General features: G+C 42.5%; 23 protein-coding genes. 2 read left to right on the top strand and 21 right to left on the bottom strand.

All coding sequences use genetic code 11. The features are described from left to right. Positions 1–67: 67 nt before the first annotated feature. From dsbG to dsbD, 3 genes are read right to left on the bottom strand one after another with little or no spacing between them, the layout of a single operon-like run. The gene (dsbG, locus tag H9629_RS13990) at positions 68–808 is read right to left on the bottom strand and encodes a thiol:disulfide interchange protein DsbG (protein ID WP_191731327.1); all 741 of its coding nucleotides are present in this window, start codon (positions 806–808) and stop codon (positions 68–70) included. A 19-nt stretch (positions 809–827) separates the two neighbouring features. Next, positions 828–1,676, bottom strand: a complete 849-nt coding sequence (locus H9629_RS13985; protein WP_191731326.1) for a TlpA disulfide reductase family protein — start codon at positions 1,674–1,676, stop codon at positions 828–830. Next, a complete protein-coding gene (gene dsbD, locus H9629_RS13980) occupies positions 1,673–3,610 on the bottom strand; it encodes a protein-disulfide reductase DsbD (protein WP_191731325.1) in 1,938 nt (645 codons plus the stop codon). The genes H9629_RS13985 and dsbD overlap by 4 nt, the downstream gene beginning before the upstream one ends. A 108-nt stretch (positions 3,611–3,718) precedes the next feature. On the opposite strand from dsbD, the gene H9629_RS13975 reads away from it, so the two are divergent. Both H9629_RS13975 and H9629_RS13970 read left to right on the top strand, forming a co-directional pair. Beyond that, the gene (locus H9629_RS13975) at positions 3,719–4,393 is read left to right on the top strand and encodes a response regulator (protein WP_064095383.1); all 675 of its coding nucleotides are present in this window, start codon (positions 3,719–3,721) and stop codon (positions 4,391–4,393) included. Beyond that, positions 4,386–5,765 (top strand): ATP-binding protein, encoded by a 1,380-nt coding sequence (locus H9629_RS13970; protein ID WP_064101924.1) that lies wholly within the window; start codon positions 4,386–4,388, stop codon positions 5,763–5,765. Before H9629_RS13975 ends, H9629_RS13970 begins: the two co-directional genes overlap by 8 nt. Here H9629_RS13970 and bioD read toward each other — a convergent pair. The 18 genes from bioD to H9629_RS13880 form a co-directional block, all read right to left on the bottom strand. Continuing rightward, positions 5,743–6,396 carry a dethiobiotin synthase gene (gene bioD / locus H9629_RS13965; protein WP_064095385.1) on the bottom strand — a complete coding sequence of 218 codons (654 nt, stop codon included), beginning with the start codon at positions 6,394–6,396 and terminating at the stop codon, positions 5,743–5,745. The genes H9629_RS13970 and bioD overlap by 23 nt on opposite strands. Then, a complete protein-coding gene (bioC, locus tag H9629_RS13960) occupies positions 6,393–7,148 on the bottom strand; it encodes a malonyl-ACP O-methyltransferase BioC (RefSeq protein WP_064095386.1) in 756 nt (251 codons plus the stop codon). The genes bioD and bioC overlap by 4 nt, the downstream gene beginning before the upstream one ends. Beyond that, positions 7,145–8,314, bottom strand: coding sequence for an 8-amino-7-oxononanoate synthase (locus H9629_RS13955; RefSeq protein ID WP_191731324.1), 1,170 nt, complete (start codon positions 8,312–8,314; stop codon positions 7,145–7,147). Before H9629_RS13955 ends, bioC begins: the two co-directional genes overlap by 4 nt. Beyond that, positions 8,311–9,588 carry an adenosylmethionine--8-amino-7-oxononanoate transaminase gene (gene bioA / locus H9629_RS13950; RefSeq protein WP_191731323.1) on the bottom strand — a complete coding sequence of 426 codons (1,278 nt, stop codon included), beginning with the start codon at positions 9,586–9,588 and terminating at the stop codon, positions 8,311–8,313. Before bioA ends, H9629_RS13955 begins: the two co-directional genes overlap by 4 nt. A 73-nt stretch (positions 9,589–9,661) precedes the next feature. Then, a complete protein-coding gene (locus H9629_RS13945) occupies positions 9,662–10,387 on the bottom strand; it encodes an alpha/beta hydrolase family protein (RefSeq protein WP_191731322.1) in 726 nt (241 codons plus the stop codon). 304 nt (positions 10,388–10,691) lie between these two features. After that, positions 10,692–11,516, bottom strand: a complete 825-nt coding sequence (locus tag H9629_RS13940) for an SDR family oxidoreductase (RefSeq protein WP_191731321.1) — start codon at positions 11,514–11,516, stop codon at positions 10,692–10,694. 50 nt (positions 11,517–11,566) lie between these two features. After that, positions 11,567–12,418: a TauD/TfdA family dioxygenase gene (locus tag H9629_RS13935; protein WP_191731320.1), complete on the bottom strand. Its 852-nt coding sequence runs from the start codon at positions 12,416–12,418 to the stop codon at positions 11,567–11,569. Positions 12,419–12,456: 38 nt separating this feature from the next. After that, positions 12,457–13,977, bottom strand: a complete 1,521-nt coding sequence (locus H9629_RS13930) for an AMP-binding protein (protein WP_064101918.1) — start codon at positions 13,975–13,977, stop codon at positions 12,457–12,459. 35 nt (positions 13,978–14,012) lie between these two features. After that, positions 14,013–14,747, bottom strand: coding sequence for a thermostable hemolysin (locus tag H9629_RS13925; RefSeq protein ID WP_191731319.1), 735 nt, complete (start codon positions 14,745–14,747; stop codon positions 14,013–14,015). Positions 14,748–15,820: 1,073 nt separating this feature from the next. Next, positions 15,821–17,473, bottom strand: coding sequence for a cation/acetate symporter ActP (actP, locus tag H9629_RS13920; RefSeq protein WP_191731318.1), 1,653 nt, complete (start codon positions 17,471–17,473; stop codon positions 15,821–15,823). Further along, a complete protein-coding gene (locus H9629_RS13915; protein ID WP_191731317.1) occupies positions 17,466–17,777 on the bottom strand; it encodes a DUF485 domain-containing protein in 312 nt (103 codons plus the stop codon). The genes actP and H9629_RS13915 overlap by 8 nt, the downstream gene beginning before the upstream one ends. Before the next feature lie 25 nt (positions 17,778–17,802). Continuing rightward, on the bottom strand, positions 17,803–19,440 hold the full coding sequence (locus H9629_RS13910) for an AMP-binding protein (RefSeq protein ID WP_191731316.1): 1,638 nt from the start codon (positions 19,438–19,440) through the stop codon (positions 17,803–17,805). 153 nt (positions 19,441–19,593) lie between these two features. Further along, a complete protein-coding gene (locus tag H9629_RS13905) occupies positions 19,594–21,477 on the bottom strand; it encodes a sigma 54-interacting transcriptional regulator (RefSeq protein WP_191731315.1) in 1,884 nt (627 codons plus the stop codon). Positions 21,478–21,490: 13 nt separating this feature from the next. Beyond that, on the bottom strand, positions 21,491–22,255 hold the full coding sequence (locus H9629_RS13900) for an SDR family NAD(P)-dependent oxidoreductase (protein WP_225215818.1): 765 nt from the start codon (positions 22,253–22,255) through the stop codon (positions 21,491–21,493). 26 nt (positions 22,256–22,281) lie between these two features. After that, positions 22,282–23,442, bottom strand: a complete 1,161-nt coding sequence (locus H9629_RS13895; protein ID WP_191731314.1) for an acyl-CoA dehydrogenase family protein — start codon at positions 23,440–23,442, stop codon at positions 22,282–22,284. After that, positions 23,439–24,176 carry a histidine phosphatase family protein gene (locus H9629_RS13890; RefSeq protein ID WP_225215817.1) on the bottom strand — a complete coding sequence of 246 codons (738 nt, stop codon included), beginning with the start codon at positions 24,174–24,176 and terminating at the stop codon, positions 23,439–23,441. Before H9629_RS13890 ends, H9629_RS13895 begins: the two co-directional genes overlap by 4 nt. 3 nt (positions 24,177–24,179) lie before the next feature. Continuing rightward, on the bottom strand, positions 24,180–24,506 hold the full coding sequence (locus tag H9629_RS13885; RefSeq protein ID WP_191731313.1) for a hypothetical protein: 327 nt from the start codon (positions 24,504–24,506) through the stop codon (positions 24,180–24,182). After that, entirely contained in the window at positions 24,503–25,507 is a 1,005-nt protein-coding gene (locus H9629_RS13880) for a phosphotransferase family protein (RefSeq protein WP_225215816.1), read from the bottom strand. The genes H9629_RS13885 and H9629_RS13880 overlap by 4 nt, the downstream gene beginning before the upstream one ends. Positions 25,508–25,893 lie beyond the last annotated feature (386 nt).

Raw genomic sequence — 25,893 nt, 5'->3', positions numbered from 1 at the left:
ATCTGCTCCCCTATCATGTATAGAGGTTTTAAGTAAAAATTACTTTTTCTATCATGTAGTTAAAATCTTATTGTTCAAAAATTTCCTTGACGTCCATCGCCAGGCCTTGAGTAGATTTAAATTCACCCTGACTGTTTTTCCAGGCCATCGACGGTGTGGAGAAAAAGCCGTATTTCCCCATCAAGGCCTGATTGGCATCAATTCTGGCAGCAATTTCGGCAGGAATCTTTTCCATTTTCTTGAGCTGCTTTTTACCTTTATTCTTGTTCATATCGTTAAAAACTGCCGCTGGATCTTTCGACATTAACAATGTTGCCACCTGACCACGGCTTTCTTCACGGATCACACCGACCTGAATATGACGCAGCTGTACCTTGCCTGATTCGACCCAAGGTCGGGCCGCCTGCCAGAATTTATAGCAATATGGACAATTGGGATCGGAAAAGACATAAACCACCCGTAGTGCATCCGGCTTACCATCCTGAATCCAGGTCGATTTTTCCAGGGTTTTCCAGACGTCGTCCAATACCGCTTTTTTCATATGCTTTTCAATCTGTTCATTGGATAGGCTTTTCCCTTGCGCATCAAACAGTTCGCCCTTGATATAATATTTGTCATCATTGGAGATAAAGAGCGTATTGGAGTATTGGTCTTCATGCCCCACCCAGCCGGTCATTCCTTGCGGTGCCGGAATCGGTTTTACAAACACAAAACCCTGTTTTTCAATGTTCTGTTTAATATTTGCCTGTGTGTGCATGCTCATGATCAGGAACATACCTGCACCAAGCACCTGGTGAATTTTATTCATACTAAGTCCTTCCGTTTTTTTAAGGTTGATCTGAAATTCTGTTTAAATATTGCTGCAACATGGCCGGACTGAGTTCCCCCATATGCCGCTCGACCAGCTGGCCTTGAGCATTAAAAAACAGCGTCGTTGGCAGGCCAAAACTATTCAGCTGCTGGGGTAGTTCACCATATGGGTCCAGCAGGACATGTTTAAATTGAAACTGATGTTTTCTTAAATAGGCATTTACGGTGGCTACCTCCTCACCCTGATTGAGCATGATAAAATTCACTTGAGGATGCTGCTGGACTGCTCTGGCCAACACCGGCATTTCGCGGTGACAGGGCGGACACCAGCTCGCCCACAAATTAATTATCGTGGGCTGGCCAATGAATTGGCTGAGTGAAATCTTGTCTGTACCCAAACGCTCCTGTTCTAGTCCAGCAAAGGCTAGATCAGGAAACGCTGCTTCAGTTTTTAGGCTGGATTTGAACGCGAGTCCAAGCCCGACCCAGAGTACAAAGATGATCAACAAAATGGCTTTGAATCGGGTCTGCAGCTGTCTATTTCGAATGACATACCACAAAGCACCAAGCAGCACCCCTCCCCATAAATGGAAACCTTTGTCCTGGATTTTCAGTATGTCGATGGGTGCTGCAAAATACAGCTCGGCATTGAGTAGAACGAAAACAAGACGTGCACCCAGCATCCCCAGAAAAAAACTGCTCCAGAGCAAATCCTGACTTTGTCCAAGCTGCTGTTTAGACCATGAATACTTTCTGGCTAATCCAAACAAAACGGCAGATAACAGCATCAAGCCAGTGGCAACAATTATGAGTGTCCAGGGCAACATCAAAGGTCCCAGATGCAGCGCATCACTGGAAATCATCATGGTTGCTCCCCTTGCAGTTGCTGCAATGTGCCTAGTAAATGTGTCGCGCTAAAGCTTCCGGTCAAGCGCAAGTCCCGCTGTTCCTGATGTGCTGCATTTAAAAATATAAAGGTGGGTGGACCGAGGACTTGCCATTCTTTTAGCAACTCATCCTGACTTGGATGATAGTGGGTCAGGTCTAATTTGATACGAACCACATTTTGTAAAGCCGTCTGGACATCACTACGTGGAATCACTTCCTTTTCAACCGGTTGACAGGCCACACACCAGTCCGCATACACATCAATCACCACCGGCTGTGCAGGATGTTTGGCTAAAACCTGTTGCAGTTGTTCGGCTGTACTGACCTTCTGCCATTCAAGCCGTGATTCTACATGGGCTACCTGTACCTGACTCCAGACATGATAGAGCTGCCTGCCTCCTGCATAGACCAACAAACCACTGAGCAGCATCAGGGCTATTTTCGATACAGACCGATGCACATGGGGCAGCATCTTGAACAAGAAATAGCCTGAACAGGTGATCAGTACCACACCCAAAAGGCTCAGGTATAAAATGCCGGGCAATAGAGGGCGGGCAAAATACAAGGCCAGGGCCAGCATGACAAAGCCAAAACTAAACTTCAGGCGATCCATCCAGATGCCAGGCTTGGGTAAAAGATGGGACCCAAATACGGCTGCAATAAATAGCGGCAAGCCCAACCCAAGGCCTAAGACGAACAGATAACTGGCACCCAGTATCGGTTGATTGAGCTGAGACACATAGATTAAGGCACCGGCCAACGGTGCACTCATACATGGCCCTACAATCAGTGCGGCGATCATGCCCATAAGACCAGCACCAATCAGCGTGCCACCCTTCTGCTTTTGCTGCCATTGATCCAGACGCTGCAACATTCCTTGGGGTAAGGACAGCTGAAATGCTCCGAACAGATTAAGTGCGAACAAAACAAACAGAATGCTGAAAATACTGATGAATACCGGACTTTGAAACCAGCGCTGAAAACTATAACCGAGCTGTGCCACAGCAAGTCCCATGACCGCATAGACCAGTGCCATACCCAAAACGAAAACCAGCGCAATTAGTGCCGCACGGTAGCCCCGGTGCTGCTGAACCAGAATTCCCGTTAAAATTGGAATTAAAGGTAAAGAACATGGTAAAAATGCCAGCAGAATGCCAAGCCCGAGAAAAATCAGGGCATTAATTAACAGACCTTGTTCTGACAGCAGACTTAAAAAATACTGGTCATTGTTCCACTGGCTATTCATGCCTGCTGACGAAGTTTGATTTTTAGGGTCTGCAATGAGCTGGTCATTTTTCTCTGTTAATTCCACCTCAGGCTGCACCACAGGTTCAGAAACTGCAGCGACTTGTATTTCCTCTATCTTTTCTTCGGTCAGTGCTTTATCTGTAATTGGAGTTTGCTCTATAGCTTGGAGCTCATCTTTCTGAGCAGTCAGAATTTTTTCGTTTACTTGTGGCTGTGTAGTGCTGGCCAGCAGCTTTTGAGGCTTGCTCAAGTTTTGCGCTGGAAATAAACCATCTGCATCAGTTGTTACTGTGGTGCGTTGTACCGGATAACATAAACCACTTTCTGCACAGCCCTGCCATTGCACTACAAACTGCTGGTTGGGCTGCACATTCATATTGGTTTTGACTTGCCCATAATGCACTTGGGTCAAACCGAAATTGGGATCGTCTTTGTCTTCGGGTTTGGGCAACGCCAACTTGACTGGGGTCTGCTGATGAGACACTTTAAGCTGGTCATGATACAGGTAATAACCCTCTGCGATTTTCCAGCTAAGCTCTGCCTGATCCTGGCTTGTAGAAACCACCTGAAACTGAAATGCCTGATCCGGTGGTAAAAAGTCTGCATGTACAGTTCCCGTCATGATTCCAACGCCGATCACGGCACCCAATATCCACTTCAACATCCAGCTGCTCTCCTCCTGTTAGGACTGCATTATTGAAAAACTAAAATTAAGGCAACATTAACAGCCCAAATCATTTATAAAATAATGGCAGTTTGATCAGGATGTTCTATGTTTATTGTATTGGTTGAGGATGACCCCTATATCGCACAGAGCATTTGTGCTGCTCTGAACTATCTGAATATTTCAGTGGAGCATGTTAGTCACGCACGTGCTGCGGATTATTTTATCCGGCATAGTGCAGTCGATTTGTGTTTGCTGGATTTAGGTCTGCCGGATCAGGATGGCCTGGAGTTGCTGCACAGCTGGCGACGCGACCAGATTGATCTCCCGGTACTGGTATTGACGGCGCGGCTGCGGACCGATCAGTGTGTTCAGGCCCTGAATGCCGGTGCCGATGACTATCTGACCAAACCCTTTGAACTGGAGGAGCTGATTGCCCGGATTCATGCCCTCACCCGGCGCCACCGTGGCTTTGCCTCGAATACACTGCAATTTGATGAACTGGTTCTGAACCGGGATACCCAGACTGTGACCTATCAAGACCAGGCCGTGAATTTATCTCGCCGTGAATTCAGCCTGCTGGAAACCCTGATGAGTCACCCCAACCAGATCCTGAAAAATGAACAGCTTATTGACAAGCTCTATGGCTTTCAGGACGCTATAGAGAGCAATGCCCTGAATGTACACATTTATCACCTGAGACAAAAACTGCATCCAGACTTGATTCAGACCGTTCGCGGTGTGGGCTATATTTTCAAACCGTTTGAGCAACGTCATGTTTAGTCACAGCTTGAAATGGCGTTTGGTCATGAGTCTTTTGGCCGTGTTTATTGTGTTGTGGAGTGCGGTATTTTCATGGCTGTATATTGACCTGAAACAGCGTTTACAAGACACACTGGATCAACGCTTATCGGCATCTGCACAAATGGTTGCCCGGCTGATTCAGCAGTTACCGCTGGATAGTCTGGGGGATGCAACCCTATCAAAATTAGCCAAGAATGATGATGCAAACCAGTTAATTGCCTGTGAAGTCTCTCTTTTTAGCTCTGACATCTCGTTAGGTAATCAGGTGATTGCCAAAACACGCGGTGCCCCCCAAAATTTAAGCCAGCGACCAGAAGGATTCAGCACCTGGCAGCAGGGTGATACGGAATGGCGCAGTTATGTTCTGCGTCGTGGCGATATTCAGGTGGTGGCGGCAGAACGCATGTTCTTGAGGGATATGCTACTACAGCAGATTCTGCAGTCCGTACTGGTTCCCTTGGTCTTCTCACTGCTGATCTGTATTGCCTTGATCATCTTTATTATCCGCAGACAGTTCCGGCCTTTGGATCAGCTCAGTCAATACCTGAACCAGAAAAACCTCAACTATTCACAGGCGGCAGATTTTTTAATGCAGCTCAAGCCTGCAAGCATCCCTCAGGAAGTACAGCCTTTTGTCAACAATTCCACGCAGTTGATTCAGAAACTCAATGACAGTCTGCAACAGGAGAAAGCCTTTAGTGCCTATGCTGCACATGAATTACGCAGTCCCCTGACCGCAATTAAAACCCATGTACAACTGGCCCAGCTGATCGGTCAGCAGCAGAACCTGCCTGAATCCATTCAGCACAATTTGCAGCAGGCCAATGAGAGCATCCGGCGTTATACGCTGTTACTCGAGCAGCTTTTATTGCTGACCCAATCAGAAAACAGTATCCAAGCAATGTCTGAAGCCATCTGGCTTCGCCCCACGCTTGAGAAGGTGCTTGCAGACTTAAGTACACGCTATCCTGAAATTAATGAAAAAATACAGGTGGACTGGGAAAGTCTAGGCGAAATTCAGCTACCTGAATTTGTGCTGTATACGGTACTGAAAAATCTGCTTGAAAATGCACTGCTGCATGCACAGGCTACCCATATCTGGATTTCCATGCAGTCTCATGGCCTGGTGATTGAAGATGATGGACAACAACTTACAGCCAAGGATATCCAACATTTAGGACAACGCTTCTGGCGAAAATCTGCTCAGCAGCATGGCCATGGTTTAGGACTGGCATTGACCGTTAACCTGTTAAAACAGTATGGCTATCTGCTCTCTTTTAATGCCCGACGGCCCTATGGGCTTCGCATTGAAATCAAGTACGGCGTGTCTAAGCGTGACCTGCAAGCTTAGGAATATCTAGCCATACGGCTGTTGGAAAATACCGGGTCAGATACTCCTTTAAATATTGAATGGTATCCATCGCAATCGTTTGGTCCTGGTGGTCATCAGCATGGTTAAATGCCACAGCATGAAGTGCGACTTTACGCTTTTTGAGTAGCTCCAGACTCAGTAAAGTATGATTAATACTGCCCAGACGGCCTGAAGTCACCAGAATGACAGGATAATCGTGCGCTGCAATATAATCGATCGTCAGCATGTCCCGGGTTAGCGGCACCATTAATCCGCCCGCCCCTTCAAGCAAAACCCGGTCATAACGCTCGGCCAGTATAGTGGCTGCCTGCTGAATTTTTCCGAAATCGATCGAACGCCGATCCAGTTCAGATGCCAGATGCGGTGAGGCCGGATAGCTAAAAATTTCTGGCATGGTCAGCTTGTCATGGTCTTCAGGCAGCAGCCCACACCCCATGATCATCCTGTGCTGCTCGATATCTTCTGAAACATCCACATTGCCAGTTTGAATCAGCTTTTGGGTAATGGTTCGAATTCCCTGTTCATTCCAGCTTCTGGCCAAAAAACCGGTGGCATAGGTCTTACCAATAGCGGTATCAATGCCGCTGACAAAATAGATTTTCGAACTCATAGAGCTTTCCGTGCAATCAGGTAAATGGGATGGTAGGTCAAAGGATAACTCCCTGTTTCCGGGATCTGGAATTGAGCATAATGGTGCTCGAACTGCGCAAGTAAGCTTTTGCTCCAGCGAAAACCCTGAGCCGTTGCCTGCACACCGGTAGATTTCATGTGTTTTAGCACATCTCTAGGCTGGGCAAAGTTGAGCTGGATCCGTTCTTCATTTGCCATTAGTAGTTCAAAGCCCTGTGCCTGCAAGATATTGGCTACAGTTTCCAGTGGTAAATAATCCAGACCCTGTCCTGTTAATACTTTAATTTCTTTTAAATTGTCTTCTGCATAACTGGCAAAACAGAAATATCCTGATGGGTTCAAGGCAGTGGCCACTTTTCGGATTAAGGCCGGTAGCTCCTGAATCCACTGCAAGGCTGAACAGGACACCACCACGTCTAAAGACTGCGGTAATGGTAACTGTTCAATATCGCCTATACCCCAGATGAATTGCTCAGTTTCAGGAAAATGCTGTTTCACTTCAGGATAAAGATCATTTAAAAACAACTGATCAACCCCATAATGCTGTAAAAAAGCATGGCTAAACAGACCTGAACCGCAACCAATTTCTAGCGCACGTTGCATATGCGGTTGGGGAATATGCTGTTGCATTAAATGAAGTAAATGTTGAGCGACATGGCGCTGTGCTACGGCATGCTGATCATAACTGTGCTGAGCCTGAGCAAATCGTTGTGCAATCAGTGTGTTGTTCATGGCTGATATTGCTCCAGTACACTAAAACAGTGCTGAATTTCCTGATTCTTTATTCCATGATGCAAACATATCCGCAGTCGTGACGAGTTTTTGGGAACAGTGGGTGGACGTACAGGCAATACATAAAAACCATGATCTTGCAAATAGGCTGCCGAAGCTACGGTCTGATGCGTTTCCCCAATAATGACCGGAATAATCTGGGAACTTGACGGACAGTCATAACCCAGATTTTTTACTGCCTGCTGACTGTATTGTGATAATGCAGTTAATGCTTGGCGTTCTGCGTTTAAGCCCTGTTGATGCTGAAAGATAAAATTTGTCCAGGCCATACAGATGGGAGGTTGGGCAGTACTGAAAATGAGCGGGCGCATTGAATTAATCAGATATTCCCGGATTACCGGTTCGCAGACCAAATAGCCGCCAACCGAAGCAAGCGCTTTACCAAAGGTACCTACCAGGAAATCGATATCTCCTATCACATTATATTGTTCGGCACAGCCCAGTCCACGTAAACCGCGTACGCCTATCGCATGCGCCTCATCAACATACAGCATGACTTTAGGATGCTGTTTCTTTAGCGCCACCAAAGCAGTTAAATCGGTTTCATTCCCATCCATACTAAAAATGGATTCTGTGACGACAATGATACGTTCAATTGAATCATCTGAATGATATTTCAATAAAAGTTGTGCCAAGTGATCTAAATCATTATGCCGATATCGCACATAATTCGCTTTAGATAAACGGATACCATCAATCATACTGGCATGAACCAGTTTATCTGCAATGATTTGGGTCTTACTGTCTGCAAGCGCAGGTAAAATCCCGATATTCATATGATAGCCGCTATTAAACAGCAGTACCGCACGGCCAAAGGCTTGCGACATGTCATGTTCAAGCTGTTCATAAGCGGGAAAATTTCCAGTCAGCAACCGGGAGGAACTGGCACTCATCTGCCGCTCAGAAACAGGAGTCATATCAAAAAATGCTTCCCGTAAATCCACTTGGCTGGCAAGACCCAGATAATCATTCGATGCCAGATTCAACATGGTTTTGCCGTTGAGTTCAAAATGGGCAGCACTGGTAATGTTGGATTTAAACTCGCGGTACTGCCCTTGTTGCTTTAATACATCAAGTTGCTGTGCGAAATGTTCGAGGTGATTCATGCTGCAAGCTCCAGATGCTGAATCATAGCGATCATATGTTCCAGCAATGTCTGCAATTCGGCTGTAGAAATAATAAAAGGCGGCATGACATACACCAGTCTGCCAAATGGACGAATCCATACACCACGACGAACACATTCTGCCTGGAATTCAGCCAGATTAACTGCCTGATGCAGCTCAACCACTCCAATTGCCCCAAGCACCCGCACATCTTTGACTACAGGATGCCCCTCTAAAACATACAAAGTACTTAATTGCTGTTCAATACACTGGATATTGGCTTGCCAGTCCTGTGCCAGTAAAAGCTGGATACTTTTTACTGCAACTGCACACGCCAACGGATTGGCCATAAAGGTCGGGCCATGCATAAAAACGCCCGCTTCACCCCGAGAAATGGTCTCTGCAACCTGCCTGGTGGTGAGCGTAGCAGATAATGTCATATAGCCACTGGTCAGGGCTTTACCTAAACAAAGTATGTCAGGGATGATATCGGCATGCTCATAGGCAAATAACTTACCAGTGCGTCCAAAACCTGTCGCAATCTCATCCAGAATCAGGAGTACATCGTATTGCTTACACAAAGCTTTGGCTTGACGTAAGTATTCAGGATGATAAAAACGCATCCCCCCCGCACCCTGAACGATCGGCTCAATAATCAGGGCAGCGATTTGTCTGTGTTTTTCTGCCAGTAACTGTTCCAGTGGCTGGATATCCTGCTCCTGCCATTCGCCATTGAAACTACTTTCAGGTGCAGGAACAAAATATCGATTAGGCAGGCTTGAACCGAAGATTTGATGCATACCCGTGACGGGATCGCAAACTGACATCGCGTTCCATGTATCACCATGGTAGCCCGAACGTGTCGTGACAAAATTACTTTTTTCCGGTTGACCTTGGGCATGCCAGTATTGCACCGCCATTTTCAAGGCAACTTCTACAGCAACTGAACCGGAATCAGCAAAAAAGACTTTATCAAGCTCAGATGTCGTGATCTCCAGCAGGATTTTCGCAAGTTCAATGGCAGGCTGATGGGTCAATCCGCCAAACATCACATGTGACATCTTATTAAGCTGCTCAATGGCGGCCTGATTCAGCTCAGGATGACTGTAGCCATGAATCGTACACCACCAGGAGGACATACCATCAATCAGCGCCGTGCCATCTTGCAGATAGATCTGGGCACCGCTGGCGCTAGCGACCGGATAACATGGCAAGGGTGCAGTCATTGAGGTATAGGGATGCCAAATATGCTCTTGATCAAAAGCGTCAAACACAAAATTCATCCTGAAAAATTGTGGAAATATCGATCTTAGCCTGCTCAGTTAAAAATGCAAATGACTGAACTCTCTATCTTGCTGAAGTAACTGGTAAATCATCCAGAAAATCCATAATAGGGGTTAGCAGCAATTCTGTATCGAACAGGATTGCATCATGCGCAGCCTCGATTTCTTTGACTTTGATCAAACTTTGTTGATAAAAGACAGATTCTATGGAAACTTGGTAAGGAACTAGTGAATCTTGGGTTGAAAATATAAACAGTATCTTCGTTGAACAGGTTTTTAAGATCTCTACCAAATTTAATTGTTTCAAAAGATAAAGATGCTTTTCTTGATGATTTAAATCAATTAAAGACAGTTTGGATTGTAAATATTTTACCCGTTGCCGTGCATCCTTCGCCCCCATACAGACAAGATGACTAAAACGTTTCAATGTCGTTAGCATGTCCAGTCGGGCCGCCTGAGAAAATTTTTCAAAATCAGCTTCAGGCATTGCCTGTTGCCAATGTGTATTAACCACAAAACAGGGATTAGACATACAGGCAATCACAGGCTTTGCTACCCCTGTCTGCTGATAGATTTCATTGGCCAAATAAATAGCCAGTTGTCCCCCTAAAGACCAGCCTATGAGTACATCATAATCTTGTGCGAGCTTTATCTTTTCCTGCAGGGTCACCGCATCAAAGGGGTCAAAAATATCAGAGAGTACAACTGTATGATCTGTCCTGAGTTTTTCAGAAAATTCTTCCAGGACTGTTGTTCCTAATCCCCAGCCTGCGATCAATAAAATATTCATCTATGGTTCCATATTAAAAATACAATATGACTGCAAGCCATAGAGATTTTTTGAAATCAAAATTATTACTTTTCAAAAAAGCATGAAATTACTTTTAGCCTGAAAACTTTCTTTTTCAAAATTAAAATATTATTTATTACAGCAAAATACCCTGTGCCACCGCTGCCGCAGGTTTCTCTAAAAAGAAAAATTTTTCGTGTCAACAGATACAAAAGCTCCAGAACATATCGGTTACAGCGACATCTGTAAAGAATAAAACAACTGTTTATTGATCTAGTGCTGAATCAGTCATTGCATTCATCTTCTACTGTTCAGTGTTGTAGGCTGCTGGATCTCGGTTCGCATATCTATAAATAGTATCCAGATCTTTTTCAATTGACCCGGAAACGATATGGGGTAAAACCTGATTTACCTTCACAAAGATTTTTTCCAGATAACCCACCTGATAGGACTGACTGTTTTTCTCTAAAAAAAGATAAAACTCTTGTGCGACAAAATCAGGATCATCCATTTTAGTTCCCAGTGCCTGATTCATTTCTGTGACATTTGCATCATTCATCTCCGTGATCGTTGCCCTTGGTGAGAAATAACGAAATTGAATTGGGGTCTTAGCATACTCACGTGCCAAAGTTTCGGTAGCACCGCGCAAGGCGAACTTACTGGCACAATAGCTGACATAACCCGGATAGCCAATGCTGCCAAAGGTAGAGCCAATATGAATGATCTGGCTCGGCTGAGTTTTAGACATCAGTGGAATCATGCCCTGCACCAGTTGCAAGGGATAGACCACATTAATCAGCATTATCTGTTCCATCATTTCCTGTGCCTGCTGTGAGAACAGACTGAAATCATTGATACCGGCATTATTGATGTAATAGTGAATGGGGGTATTCAGTTCGGCCAGCGCACCCAGTAATTCGTTACGGCTGTGCTGCTCGGCCAGGTCACAGCAGATCCCTTGCAGTTGTATATCCGGATAACGCTGTGCCAGTTTTTCACCTAATTTTCGCAAAGTCTGTTCATTACGTCCGACCAGAACCAGATTCAGGCCATTTTTCCCAAGAATATCGGCAATGGCCTGACCAATGCCACCGGTCGCACCTAGAAGAACTGCTGTTAAATTGGACATAGATCACTTCCCTTATGGTTGAATTTTTTAGATGTCTTTTTCTGCTTTGCTTAAAAGTCAGGATTCAGGCCCAGTCCCATACAAATGTATAACTTGCGCTGCTCAAGTGGCACCAAGATTTCACGTCGGCCATGCATAAAGCGTTTGTTATCAATGATCACCAGATCACCATCCTGCCAGTCAATTTCTGAGGTCCGGGCTTCACAACGCTCTGCCAGTTCTGCAAGCAAGTCTGAACTGATCTCTGAACCATCAACAAAATAAAAACGGGGTTTTTCATAATTATAAGAAGGCCCGAGTAAGGTATTGGCAAAGGCTGGAATACCCTTAAGAGTGTCATGGCGGACCATCGGCATATTTAAATGGTAGTGCACCCCTTGATCGTGTGCCGGGCTAATCTGCTGGCCAGGAACCATCTGGATAAAGTGTTCCAGCTCCTGTAGGCCGACCTGCTCTGCATTTTCAATATTCAAGACAGTGGCCACATACTTCTGCCAGATCGGTTTGGGTAAATAACGGCGAATGGTCATCGGTTCGGCAAATTTCTGCTTGAGAGCATCCGACATATTTTTCCAGACTTCATGCCCATCACATAAGGTAGTCTGCGAACCGCGCGAAGCACTTTTTTTACTGAAAAAGGCGATGATATCGGGCGGTAAAGGCGTCGTGCCATTTTCAATATGCAGTCCCATGGCCTGGCTACCTGCATCAACTTTCTGGGACTGGCGAGTGACATTTTTGCGTGCAGGATCATAAGTCAGCCGCTGGCATAGCCTATTCATGAGTTCACTAAACGAGGTCACGTCATAGTGTTCATGTCTTAACAAGACCCAACCCTGTTCTACCAATTGCGTTTTAATCTGATTAGGCGTGGTGTGCAAAGCTTGCTGTGCAATATTCATGTGTTCTCTCTCATTCAACAGGTCAATGGGTCTGTGAACTAGGCAAAATTAAGTTGGGACTCGTCCGGTATCAGTTCAGCCTGAAACTTTTGCTGAATCTGCTGTCTGCGCAGTTTGCCGTTGTCGGTCAACATCTGGTTGTTCAGGGAAAATGGCTCTGCAGACCTGCACCAGTGTTTGATCTGGGCATAGTCTGGCATCCGGCTGTTGGCCCGCTGAAGCGCTACTGCCAGTTGCTGGTCTGGCGTATCATCCGGGGCATAAATCACGGCCGATAGATGTGGTTGAGCTTCGCCAAAAATGGCAATCTGCTGGATTTCCGGCTCGGTCAGACTGTTGGACTCAACCCATTCCGGGGAAATATTGCGTCCAAAACTGCTGATAATCATCTGCTTGATGCGTCCGGTAATGTACAAATAGCCTTCCTCATCAAAATAGCCGGCATCACCCGTATGAATATATGGTGTTGCAGCCATGTCATTGACATAACCCAGCATGGCATTACCCTTCACTACTACTTCGCTGTTGGCTACAATCTCAACTTCGACATGCGGTAAAATCCGGCCCACACTGCCAATACGGCGTGCACCCGGCAGATTCAGACTGACTACCGAGGCACACTCGGACAGGCCATACCCCTCATAAACCGGAAGGTTAAGTTGCTGGAACTGTTTGAGTAAATCAGCAGAGACTTTCCCTCCACCGACCGCAATAAATTTCAGCATCTTAAACCCTGCAGCACCGTGTGTAGCGCTATATTCCACAATCGCTTTCAGCATCTGCGGTAATAAAATCACACTTTCGATTTGATAGCTCTGCACTGTATTTACAAACCGCTGTGTATCAAAAGTATGGTTAGATACCAGACCGAACTGGCTCACCTCACCGACTACTACAGCGCGCCCCATGCTCAGTGCGACATAAATTCCGGCAATATTTTCCAGCAAGGTGGCGAATGGAATCAGACACAAATGCCGTCCAAGCTGACTGCTGGCCAGTGCCTGACTGAGTGAATGCGTAATTGACTCTATGGTATCTTCTGCCAGACACACGCCTTTCGGTGTTCCGGTACTGCCTGAGGTATAGGTGATTTTTGCCGGATGCTGGGTCTGTAAAGAAGATGAATAGTGTACGGCCAGCTCTAGCTGAAAAAAGCGTGCATGTAGCTGGCCGGCAATAAATATCTCATCTCCACTCATGTCTTGAGCCAGATTTAACATCCATTCTGGTGCAGAGAAAGATTCATCCAGAATACAGAGCAGCTCGGTTTGGCTGTCGGAAAGCAGATGCCGTACTTGGGCTGCAGTAAAAAATAGAGGAACAGGTATTACAGTCATGCCGGCTTTTTGTGCGGCAAGATCGGCTACAATCCAGTCCATACTATTTACGCCCCACAAAGCCAGATGGCGCAGATTAAGCTGTTTGAAACTGGCACTCAATAATTCTACCCGCTGCTGCAGCTCGGCATAGCTGAGGGTTGCCTGTGCGGTGACTACTGCTTCTCGCTGCGGATATTGTTGTGCGTGCAGGCTGATACGTTCAAATAAAGCAGTCATCATTTAAATTCTGTGCCTCGGTAATCAAGCAAAATGCCTTAATGACTAAATTGATAAAATTGACGAGCGACTTGTAGGGCTTCTGCCACATCAATCGCCAGGACATAAGGTTTCTGCTGGTAATAACTACCCCACAGGCGCTGTGCCTCTCCTAGGACTTGCGGGTCAGCTTTTTCAAGCACATGAAAACGTAATCCCATCTGTTGCAACACATAACGCACCGCAGTTGTCCCGGTACATACTGCCCATTCAATGCATTGCTGCGAGAGATGAAAGACCAGAAATGCCACTATCAGTTTGGCCTGATTTATGTCTACTGCAGCCAAGTTGCCAATTTCTACAATCTTGTTCCGACTAATCTCCGTCTGGCTGAGCTTGCCAAGAATATTTTCAATTGGTTCATCGAGATACTGTTCCAGGAAGGCATTGGTTTGGTGTAAATGCTCCATGCCAATTACAACCTGCATTTCGGCTCCGTCATAACCGGCAAACAGGGTCGAAGAGAAGGTGGATATCGTGGCCTGATGGACTTGTTGATACTTTTCCTGAATAAAATTTTCCAGTGCTCGACGTTCCCACGTCTCACCACGGCGTACCATTTGTACGCTTAGCTGTAGAGCATTATCTTGTACCGAGATCACGGGATCAAAGTGATGGGCCTGTACTGAAAATTTATTGTGATAGATTTGTTTTTTGTATTGAGACTGGTTGAAATATCCATCCAAATAATAAATCTGATCAGATGACTGAGGATCACAACTAAACTTGATCATTCGGCTCATACCACGAAATTAACTTGCTACTCAAGATAGAAGTCCTACCTTAAAAAATTCTTAATTTTGTGCAATCAAATGTAAAAGCTGTTTATATAAATTCTATATATCGTTTTTTAAGAGGGTGGTGAATTATATTTATATGGATCGGCAGGAGCCGTTTAAAAATACCAAGGTAATAATGACAGTACTTTCCAATTTGTAGCACTCAGTTTAATCAAAGCGGCTTTTTTGGGGGCATCTTAGCAAGTCATGTGCTCTCATTTACGCTCCTGCAAATATCTGGAAATTTAAAATAAAATCTTTTTTTTTGATTTCAAACTCATCTCTGTTAGTAGTCCACGTTGTCACCCTTAAGAAGGGTAGCCCTTCTTTATTTCATTTTATAAGTCGTAAAAAAGCAAATAGCCGAGTAAAGCATAAGAATATAAAAATAAGGCCATCGGGAACAACGACTTTCTCTACAGAAAAAATCTAAGCAAAGATGGAACCATAGATAACAAGTGTAGCAGTTGAAATAACCTCCCCGCTCCCACCGCAAGGAAAATAAAAATACTCCAATTGTCCTTATAAAACTCCAGTGATTTCCATTTTGGTTTCTTTTCAGATGTTGGCCTTGCAATACTGAACATGGCATTACCATTTATTTTTATTGCTTACATAGATTTTAGAATAAAAAAAGCACTTAAGAGAATCGCTCTTAAGTGCTTGATATATTTGGTGGGCCCACACAGACGAAAACAGTCCATTATCCTATTGTTTTTAATAAATTAATTATTCATAGAAAAATTCAGGATACAAAGCAGGATACACGATTCAAATGTTGTTTTTTTGATCAATCAAACTTTTTAGTACCGTTTTACTTCCCCACCTCATCTAATGGAATAACAATTATCTTTTTAATTTTGATCTCTTCCACTGAAGGACTTAAATAAATCCCAGATAAATTGTTATCTATACACATCTTAAATGTATTACCTGAAATATAACCCGAGCTTGAATAAAAATCCTCTTGATCAAGCATCGAGTTATATATCTTAAAAGCCAGTATTACAGATATCAATTTAAATTTATTAATGAACTGGTACTTTTTCCAGGTCAGATTGTTGTGCGCCCAATTCAGAACGTACTACCTGCTGCTCAAATCCAGCTCTATCTATTGCAGCCCGTTCACTACGATCCATTAAAGAGACCAAACAGCTCACTATGAATGCGAGAGGCATAGAAAATAATGCAGGATTATCGTAAGGGAAAATTGCATGTTCATAGCCAAACACACCTACCCAGACCGTTGGCGACATAGCAACAAAAACAATAGCTGAAATTATACCAGTAAATCCGCCCCAGATTGCCCCTCGGGTAGTGAGGTCTTTCCAGTACATGGCAAGGAAAAGTACAGGGAAATTTGCTGATGCAGCAATACCGAAAGTAAGGCCCATCAAGAACGCAATATTCATTTTTTCAAATAAAATACCGCAGGCAATGGCCACTATACCTAAACCTACTACAGCAAATCTGGACACCGCCATTTCCTGCTTTTCTGTAGCTGAGCCCTTTTTGATTACTTTTTGGAACAGGTCATGTGAGATAGCAGATGCACCTGCCAGCGTTAAACCTGCAACTACTGCTAAAATCGTGGCAAAGGCAACAGCGGATAGAAATCCAAGTAAAACATTACCACCCAATGCGCCGGCTAGATGAATAGCCACCATATTTGAACCGCCAATCAGTTCTCCACCCAATATCCCATCAACATAAAATGCGGGATTTGTTCCAATGACTGAAATTGCTGCAAAGCCCAAGATACATACGAGAATAAAGAAATAACCAATGTATCCAGACGCATAAAACACGGATTTACGTGCGTCTTTAGAATTTGAAACAGTAAAAAAGCGCATTAGAATATGTGGCAAACCAGCTAGTCCAAAAATCAGGCCTATTGAAGTAGATAGCGCATTTATCGGATTGGAAAGCATTGGGCCTGGTTCTAATACCTTTTGTCCTAAATTATGATTTTTTACTGCTGCTGCAGCCAAATTATCCAGACTAAAGTTAAAATATCTTAAGCACAGAAAAGTCAGTACTGTACCACCAAATAATAACAAGACAGCTTTAACAATCTGAATCCAAGTTGTTGCTAGCATACCGCCAAACATGACATAAATCAGCATCAGACATCCCACCAGCATTACGGCAATCTTATAATCGATTCCGAACAGCAATTTAATTAGCTGGCCAGCACCCACCATCTGCAAGAGCAAGTAACAGCACACAACAATTAGGGAGCCGGAAGTAGCAAGAATACGGGTTTTTGCGGGGTCTAAACGATAAGATACAATATCTGCAAATGTATATTTACCCAAATTTCTTAAACGTTCGGCCATAACAAATGTCAAAATTGGCCAGCATACAAAAAAGCCTGTGACATAAATGAAACCATCATAACCTTTAAAAAAAACCATGCTTGATACTCCAAGCAAGGTAGAGGCAGACATATAATCCCCTGCAATTGCTAACCCGTTTTGCCGAGCTGAAATCGAATTTCCTGCCGTATAAAAGTCTTCTTTAGAATGGGTTTGCCGTGCAGCTCTCCAAGTAATAATCAAGGTAATAAAAACCACTGATGCAAACATGCTTATAGCGGTCCAGTTGAGTGGGCTGTTTGTTGCTGCTTGTGTCTGGCTGCTAGAGACAATCATTATGGCGAGAAGCAAGAATTTATTCATATTGATACTCCCGCTTCAGTTCTTCCTTGATGCGATCGAAATGCTGATTTGTAATGTAAATATATATACCAGTAATGAGCCAGCTTATAATGATGACTAATGCTGCCATTGGCATTCCAACAGTAAGAACCCGATCTCCCATTGTTTGAGCAAGAAGTTGAGGATAAAAGCTAGCTATACCAATGAATAAAAAATAGATAAATAGAATGACTATACTTAACCACATGGCAAAACGATTACGCGCTCTAACCATATCCTTGAATTTCATATTTTGAATAATGGCAATTTCTACATTTTTTGACATATCAAAAATCCTTTTTTTGATGAATTCATACGGCATTTAATTGCTGAAAATAATCGTGATAGCGTTCCCTTAATTGTTTTTTACTAATTTTTCCTGTAGGTGTATGAGGTATTTCTTTGACCAAGATAGTTGCTGAAGGCAAAGCCCATTTATGCAGATAGCCCGACAAATAATGAATAATCTCCTCATGACTTATCGATTCGTTATTCTTTGCAACCGCAATTAATAAAGGACGTTCTCCCCATTTCGGATGTTCTGCTGCAATTACCGCAGCTTCATGAACTTTGTGATATCCCATTGCTGCGTTTTCAACTTCAACGCTGCTGATCCACTCTCCTCCTGATTTAATCATGTCTTTGGCGCGGTCAGTAATATGCATATAGCCATGTTTGTCTATCGTGGCTATATCTCCTGTATCAAACCAAAGGTCTTCAGCTTGTGAATGCTTCTGATCCTCAGAGCTATTGATATATTGCTGCACCACCGTATGGCCTCTTAATTCGAGAACCCCCTCCTGAATGCCGTCATGTTCAAGTACCGTTCCATCAAAATGCTTCAAACGCATTTGCAAGCCAAATATCGGCCGGCCGCATTTGATTGCCTGCTGGTCAAACTGTTCAGGTTCACGAATAAGCTGTGTCTGATTAATAGCTCCCAAAGAGCTGGTTTCTGTCATACCCCAGCCATTTTCGAGCTGAATGCCTAAATCCCGCATACTTTTGATTAATGCAAGCGGTGCGGCTGAACCGCCTGAAATAGCCCGTTTAAGATTAAGCTTTAAGTCTGGATTCTGCTGTAAATATGTTTTTATCGAGGTCCATACAGTCGGCACAGCCATAGAAATATTGACATTTTCTGCCTGCATCAGTGCCGTCATTTTCTCAGTCTGTCCTGCAAACTGGTTTGGCCAGACTATTTTTGCCCCGCACAGAATGGCATTGAAAGGCATATCCCAAGCACTGATATGATAAAGCGGAACCATAGGCATCATGGTGCTTTGCGAATGCAATCCTACCACTTCAACCATGCTTAACGTTAATGCATGCAGTACAGTACTGCGATGTGAATAAAGAACACCTTTTGGTTTTCCTGTCGTTCCAGATGTATAACATAAACCGCTGGCTTGCAATTCTGGTATATCCGGCCATTCATAGCTTTCAGGCTGAAATTGGATTAAATCTTCATAGAAACTAAACCGAAAACTGGCTTTAAGGTTTGGATCAATATCTCCTAGGACAATAATTTCCTTAAGAAATGATGAAAAGCTCGGATACAGGCTTTCTAGTAACGGCACATTCTCAGGTTCAACAATCAAAACTTCATTTTTCGCATCACAAATAATCTGCTTGATCTGCTCCGGTAACAGTTTAGGATTAATCGTATGATAAATACGCCCAGAACATGGAATGGCATAATGCAGTTCCATATGCTGATATGTATTCCAAGCCAATGTACCGACTTTGGCATTTTGAGAAATATTTAATTGATCAAGGACATGTGCGAACTGAGCCACACGTTTAAAAGCATCGCGGTAAGTATAACGATGTACACTAATACCATCTGATTTTAAGGAAACAATTTGCTGCTCAGCATGAACCATCATTGCATGCCGCATAATTGAAGTAATGTTTAAATTGCAATACATCATCAGTCCATTCATCATTATTATATCCTTGCACAATTTCCCAATTGAGTCTGAATACTAATATTGCAACTATGATGCCAATTTTTTAATCATTAATTATCAGTGACTTATGTTTTTATATTTTTTCAAAGATGAAACTGTTTTCAATTGTGAAATTCTTGGAGCTGGCAGTTAGGCTTTTAACATTTTCATCTTGCGCCATAGGGTTGTGCGGCTGATATTTAAATTTTGGGCAGCCGCATCAAGATTTCCATTGGCTGCATCTATAGCCTGCTGGATTAACTGTAATTCCTGATTTATTTTTACTTCTTTTAAGGGGTTTGCTTGTTCAGATACCAAGAAATCATAGTTTTGAAAAATTTCTGGAATGTGCTTTTCAACAATCTGCTGATTGAATATTTCTCTGTCTAATCTGCTTATCACTGCAAATCTTTCTATAATATTTTCAAGTTCCCGAATATTTCCAGGCCAATGATATTTTTGCAAAGCCTTTTTCAAGTAATCTGGCAGTGCCTCTATATCCAGATGATGCTTCCGAAGAAAATGTTTTGTTAGCGCCATGATATCGGTACGGCGCTGCTTCAGCGCTGGCACAAATACTCTTAAAATATTTAATCGATAATATAGGTCAGCTCGGAACTCACCTTTATTTACCTTCTCTTCCAGATTTGAATGAGTAGCGGCCAGAACCCGGATATTAACCTGATGACTCACGATTGAACCTAAGCGGTTAATTTGTTTTTCTTGCAGCACCCTTAAAAAACGTGTCTGAAGATGCAGGGGCATATCACCGATTTCATCTAAAAATAAGGTGCCATTATGGGCCGCCTCAATCAGTCCTACTTTTCCATTTTTCTTCGCCCCGGTAAAAGCCCCCTCTTCATAACCAAATAATTCACTTTCCAAAATGCTTTCTGGAAAAGAAGCACAGTTAATTGCAACAAAAGGCGCTTTGGCTCTTGAGCTATAATGATGAATGCTTTGTGCCAATAGTTCCTTGCCTGTGCCACTTTCACCGGTAATTAGAATCGTTGCTTCCGTTTTGGCATATTGTTTGGCCAATTCTATACTTTGAACAAAAGCTGGATCCTCAGTAATAAGGTCTGAAAAACTATAACGAATATTAAATTTTCGTGTAGAAACCTTTCTGAATTCGCTGCTGGATTTTTCAAAAGCATCTAAATCCTGCACACTAAGAATAAAGCCGTCTATATATTCATTTTTCAGTGCAGATAAATGTACGGCTAATTTTTTTGCTCCTACTGACAAAACCTGATGACTTTTCTCTACATTCAAATCCAGATTCTGGAAAATGGAATAGACCGATTTATTCAAGACTTGGGTTAGATCCAAGTTCAGTAAGGCTGTCATCGACTGATTAATAAAAAGAATATTTCCTGTGTCAGAAATACAGCAAATCCCATCCGTCAGCTGGTTAAAAATCTCATTTAATCTTTGCGTATGTTGCTTTTCCGCACGTATTTTATCTAAACGCTGCAGAGCACTATATAAATGATCTTGTAATGAATTACTGCTAATCGCCAGCTGTGCAGCCATATTCATACCTAAAGCCATTTCTACAGCAACAGGTGAACCAATTACCGCATCAAATTCTTGCTGCTGAGCCTGCTGTACAGCCTTCTTTGCAGCCAGATAAGAATCATAACTAAACTGTTGAACCTTCAGGGCGAAAACATCGGAATACTGGGTCAAATTTACACTGGAAGCATTTCCCAATAATGCAATTTTCTGATATTGCTTTAAATTTGAAATCGCCTGGATGACGTCAAAGGCTCCAGTACGTATAGTATGCAACTCAATAGGCAGCTTTCTTTGCAGATAATGGGCAGTTGCACCTGTACAGAGTAAAATTTCGCTGCCATTTTTAACAAGTTGTTGTGCCACTTCCAACACATCAGAAATATGGCATTCAACAAAACCAATTTTGTCTGACTGTACTTTTTCAATGGTCTGTTCCGCTAGGGCTCGAAAGCCATTAATAGATGGGGTTTTAATATAACTTACCAAAATATTAATTGGCTTCTGACTCAGCATGCTACTTATCTTCCTATGATATTGGTGAACAGCTGTGCCCGCAGTCCACTTTAATTTCAATGCCGGTCATTCCTCGACCCGCTTCTGATGCTAACAGTAATAATGCACCATTTAAATCTGAAAATTCCACAAATCTACGCATGGGAATTCTTTTTAAAATTGTTTGGCCAGCATCACTTTTTAAATAGTCTTCATTAATTTCGGTCACCATATATCCTGGCGCAATCGCATTCACCCGGATATTAAAACGCGCCAGTTCCACTGCCATTACCTCGGTGAGGTGCTTCAGCCCTGCTTTAGATGCGCAATAAGGTGATACACCCAAATTAATAGTTTCAGACAGTATAGAAGTGATATTAATAATTGACCCAGCGGTTTTCTGTGCTTGCATATACGATGCGACTTCTTGTGCACACATCCACGGAGCTTTTAAATTAGTCCCAACAATGGTATCCCAATCTTGATCGTTATAATCCAAAAAGCGCTTAGAATCACCTACACCCGCATTGTTAATTAATACATGAACAGGTATCTGTTTTTCCTTAAGGTCTTGCAGCATTCGCTGAACAGCTATGCGGTCATTAATATCAAAAGCATAACTATATACTTTGACCTGATACAGCTGTTCCAATTTATCTTTTAATTGCTCTAGGCGTTTTTCACGGCGCGCGCAGATCACAATATTAGCGCCCTGCTGAGCATAAAACTCAGCGATATGCTGCCCTAGCCCACTTGAGGCGCCAGTCACAATAATATTCTTATCTTTTATATTGAACATGTTTATTCATCCTTGAAAACTTAATTTTAGATTTTTCTATTCATCAACTTTTTAGCAATACTCATGCGATGAACTTCATTGGCACCATCATATATTCTGAATCCACGTGCATCTTTGAAAATTTTACAGACGAGATTTTCATCTGTGATGGCTTGCCCACCCAATATCTGCAAGCTGCGATCAATAATTTTCCAGATATTTTCAGAACTAATCACCTTAACTAGGCTGGATTCATAATTCGCCTTGTCATTCATATCCAGAACCTGTGCACAATAATGGATGGACAAACGTGTAGTTAAAAGATCCTGTTCATTATCAGCCAACATAAAACCGACGCCTTGATGATCACCTAGACGCTGCCCAAAAGACTGCCTTTCTCTAGCATATTCAGTAGCTATATCATGTGCACGGCGCGCCTGCCCTAACCAGCGCATACAATGGGTTAAACGTGCCGGTGCAAGCCTAACCTGAGCATATTTAAATCCTTTACCTGTTTCACCTAATACATTTTCTTTGGGAATCCTTAAATTCTCAAAGCGGAGTATTCCATGCCCCCCTGCAAAGCAGGAATCCATAGCATTCATATTTTTTTCAAGAATAAAGCCATCAGCAGAGGTATCCGTGAGAAACATGGAAGCAGAGCCATCTTCCATTTTTGCCATAATAATGGCGACTTCAGCCCCGTCTGCTCCAGTAATCAGCCATTTTCTTCCATTGATAATATAATCATTACCGTCCTGTACAGCGGTGGTAAGCAGCATTGAAGGGTCAGAGCCTGCACCAGGCGCTGGTTCAGTCATTGCAAAACAAGAACGGATTTTCCCTTCTACCATCGGCTGCAACCACCGCTTTTTTTGTGATTCATTTGCCACAATATCCATGAGATGGATATTGCCTTCATCTGGCGCATGAATATTCATGGCAATGGGGCCAAGCGGTGAATAGCCCGCCTCTTCAAAGGCAACAGCTTTCTGCAAATGTGTCCAGCCTTGACCACCCATTTCTAAGCTTGCGTGAGGTGTCAGCAAATTATATTGTCTGGCTTTTTCAATTAGTTCTACGCGCAATTCATTACTTGGGCCATGGCTATCCTGACGAAGATCATTCTCAAAAGGTTTTATTTCATGTTCAATAAAATGACGTACTTTTTGCTGCAGTTCGATCAAATCCTGAGATAATGTTTTCATGCTACTTCCCCTTTCAATCCGTTTGATTTTTTAAATCCATTTGCTTTCATGTACATTTCATAGACATGATCTAAAGCATTTCCAGATTCGTTGATCTTTAATATGTTATGAGCAGTGAAATTCTGCAGTAAGATACGGGTTTCTTGGATTTTCTGATCCTCAATATAGAAATCTACAATATTCAAACATGCATAATTTTGTTCCTGAACCTGAACATCTTGGCCCTTTAAGCCATATATCCAGTTCAGTACGATTCGATTCACAGCATCATGTGAAGAAACAAGAATATGCTGATGCTTTGCTTGAAATTCCTGCAACAGCATTGCCTCAAACCAGTGGGTTATACGTTGTTCAAAGGAAGACCATGCCTCGCCTAGTAAAAAATCTTTTAATGCATATTTTTTCGGGTAATATGCTTTTCTGATTAAAATTTCAGCCTGGTCATCAGGAATATTCTTGAGACGTCCTGATTTAATTTCCCTAATCTCATCAAAGGAATGAATTATTGGATTCTTTTGGGCAGAAGATAGAATCTCGGCCGTTTGGATAGAGCGCGGCATAGTTGAAGAAAAAATCTGATCCATCTGAATTGCTTTTAATTGTTCAGCAAGCAACTGTATTTGCTGTTCACCCTGCGTGGATAAAGCAGCATATTTGGGATTAACAGGTTGATGTTGTTCGTCAAAATATTGAACATGTCCATGCCGAACCAGATAAAGCCTTATATATTTCATAATTTAACCTGCTTTAATTATTTCCAGCTCCAGTTGATTCAGCTGCTCCAAGACTGCAAGTGCCTGCATATCGAAATTTTCCCTCATCTCAACACATAACTGGTCAGCACTCTGAACTACATTAGTGATAGGAAAATGAAAATAATTCTGATAAATATCCAGCTGTTTTTGCTCTTGTTCTGACTGAGATTCAATATAATTTTTTAAGATTTGAAAACTGCGCTGCAGCATTAATAAGCTGTACTTTGACTCAGGATGCTTTAATTGCAGTTCATGCTTTAACAGTGATTGTCCCGCTTCAATAAGCTGTATAATTCTTTCCTGATTCATTCTTTATCACCAATTATGTCGAGAATATTTTTTTCTAATTGAGGCACTAAAAACGCTGTTAGCGCTAATTCCAGAGAAGGACGCGCATTACTCAGATTCCGGTTGGCTTGCTGTATCGCAATAATTGCCCAACGGACATGCGATAAAACATGCCAAAATTTCAGCTCAAACTCTGGAATATAAATATCCGAAACTTGGGAATAAGCCTGCATAAAATCTTTATAAGAACCGATCCCACCGGCGACCTGAGCTTCTTTTCCAAATCTCCAGCATTTTGAAGTGAACCAGCCAATATCTTCCCGGCGATCTCCCCAATGGGTAAATTCCCAATCCAGAATGCCGGAGACATGATCATGATCAATCATGATATTTCCCGTGCGGTAATCACCGTGAACAATAACCAAATCATCTGTTTCTGGCTGCTCCTGCTTCATCCAGCTAAGAGCAAACTCAAGTATCGGCCGAGGCTCTCTTAATTTAAGAAGTTGCTCATGAAGATCTTCTGTAAGTTGATTTAAATAATTTTCTTTTGGAGGCTTCTGAATGATTCTTTCAATTTCTGGATCAGATTCTATTAAATGAATAGCGGCAAGTTTATGCCCAATATCTTGCAGAATCTTACATTGCAAGTCTGGTTGATTAAGGCGGACTAATTTATGACCTTCGGCAACCCCAGAAATTTTATTCATCACAAAAAATTCACTATTAAGAAAATTATCTTTTTTTTCAAATAATAGAGGTTGAGGCACACAAATATTCAGTTCATATAAACGTTTTAATAACTCATATTCTTGTTGACGGCCAGAACTTGCATCTACCACTGTAGCCGCATTCTTTCTTAACACAATTTCATAATCTTCTTGATCTAATTTGCCAGAAATAGCCCAATTTTCCTGAATCGCTCCTCCGCTAAGCTTTTTTATATTCATCGGTAAATCAGTTGTAAAATTGAGATGCTTTTCTAAAAGATTTCTCAAATTTTGAAGTTGTAAACCATCCATAGAAACTCTCCTTTTACTTCTAATTCAGCAAGGAGCATGCCATTTAAATTTAATATAAAATACAATAACTTAAACATATTCTATGGATTTCAATTTTGAAATAACGTTCCAAGAATGAAATTTTCAAGATTTATTATTTGCTTATTAGTAAAATATTGGAATCACCTTACCTGATTAAGAATATGATTAGATGGCAATTTATAAAATAAATTAGTATTCAGATTCTAAAATTCTTATATGATAAACTTGATGTAAAATCATTGTGAACCGTACTGGGTTTGTCGGAGAGTCAATATTCTGAGAGACTATCCCGATGACAAAATTAAAATATACCCCTGAAATCAGAGAAAGAGCGGTTCAATTATTGATTGAATCTGAAAAAGATT

This window comes from Acinetobacter pecorum (assembly GCF_014837015.1).
In the GTDB taxonomy this organism is placed as follows: Bacteria; Pseudomonadota; Gammaproteobacteria; order Pseudomonadales; family Moraxellaceae; genus Acinetobacter; species Acinetobacter pecorum.
The sequence above is the reverse complement of the archived record's forward strand: the minus strand, read 5'-3'. Positions and strand labels throughout refer to the sequence as shown.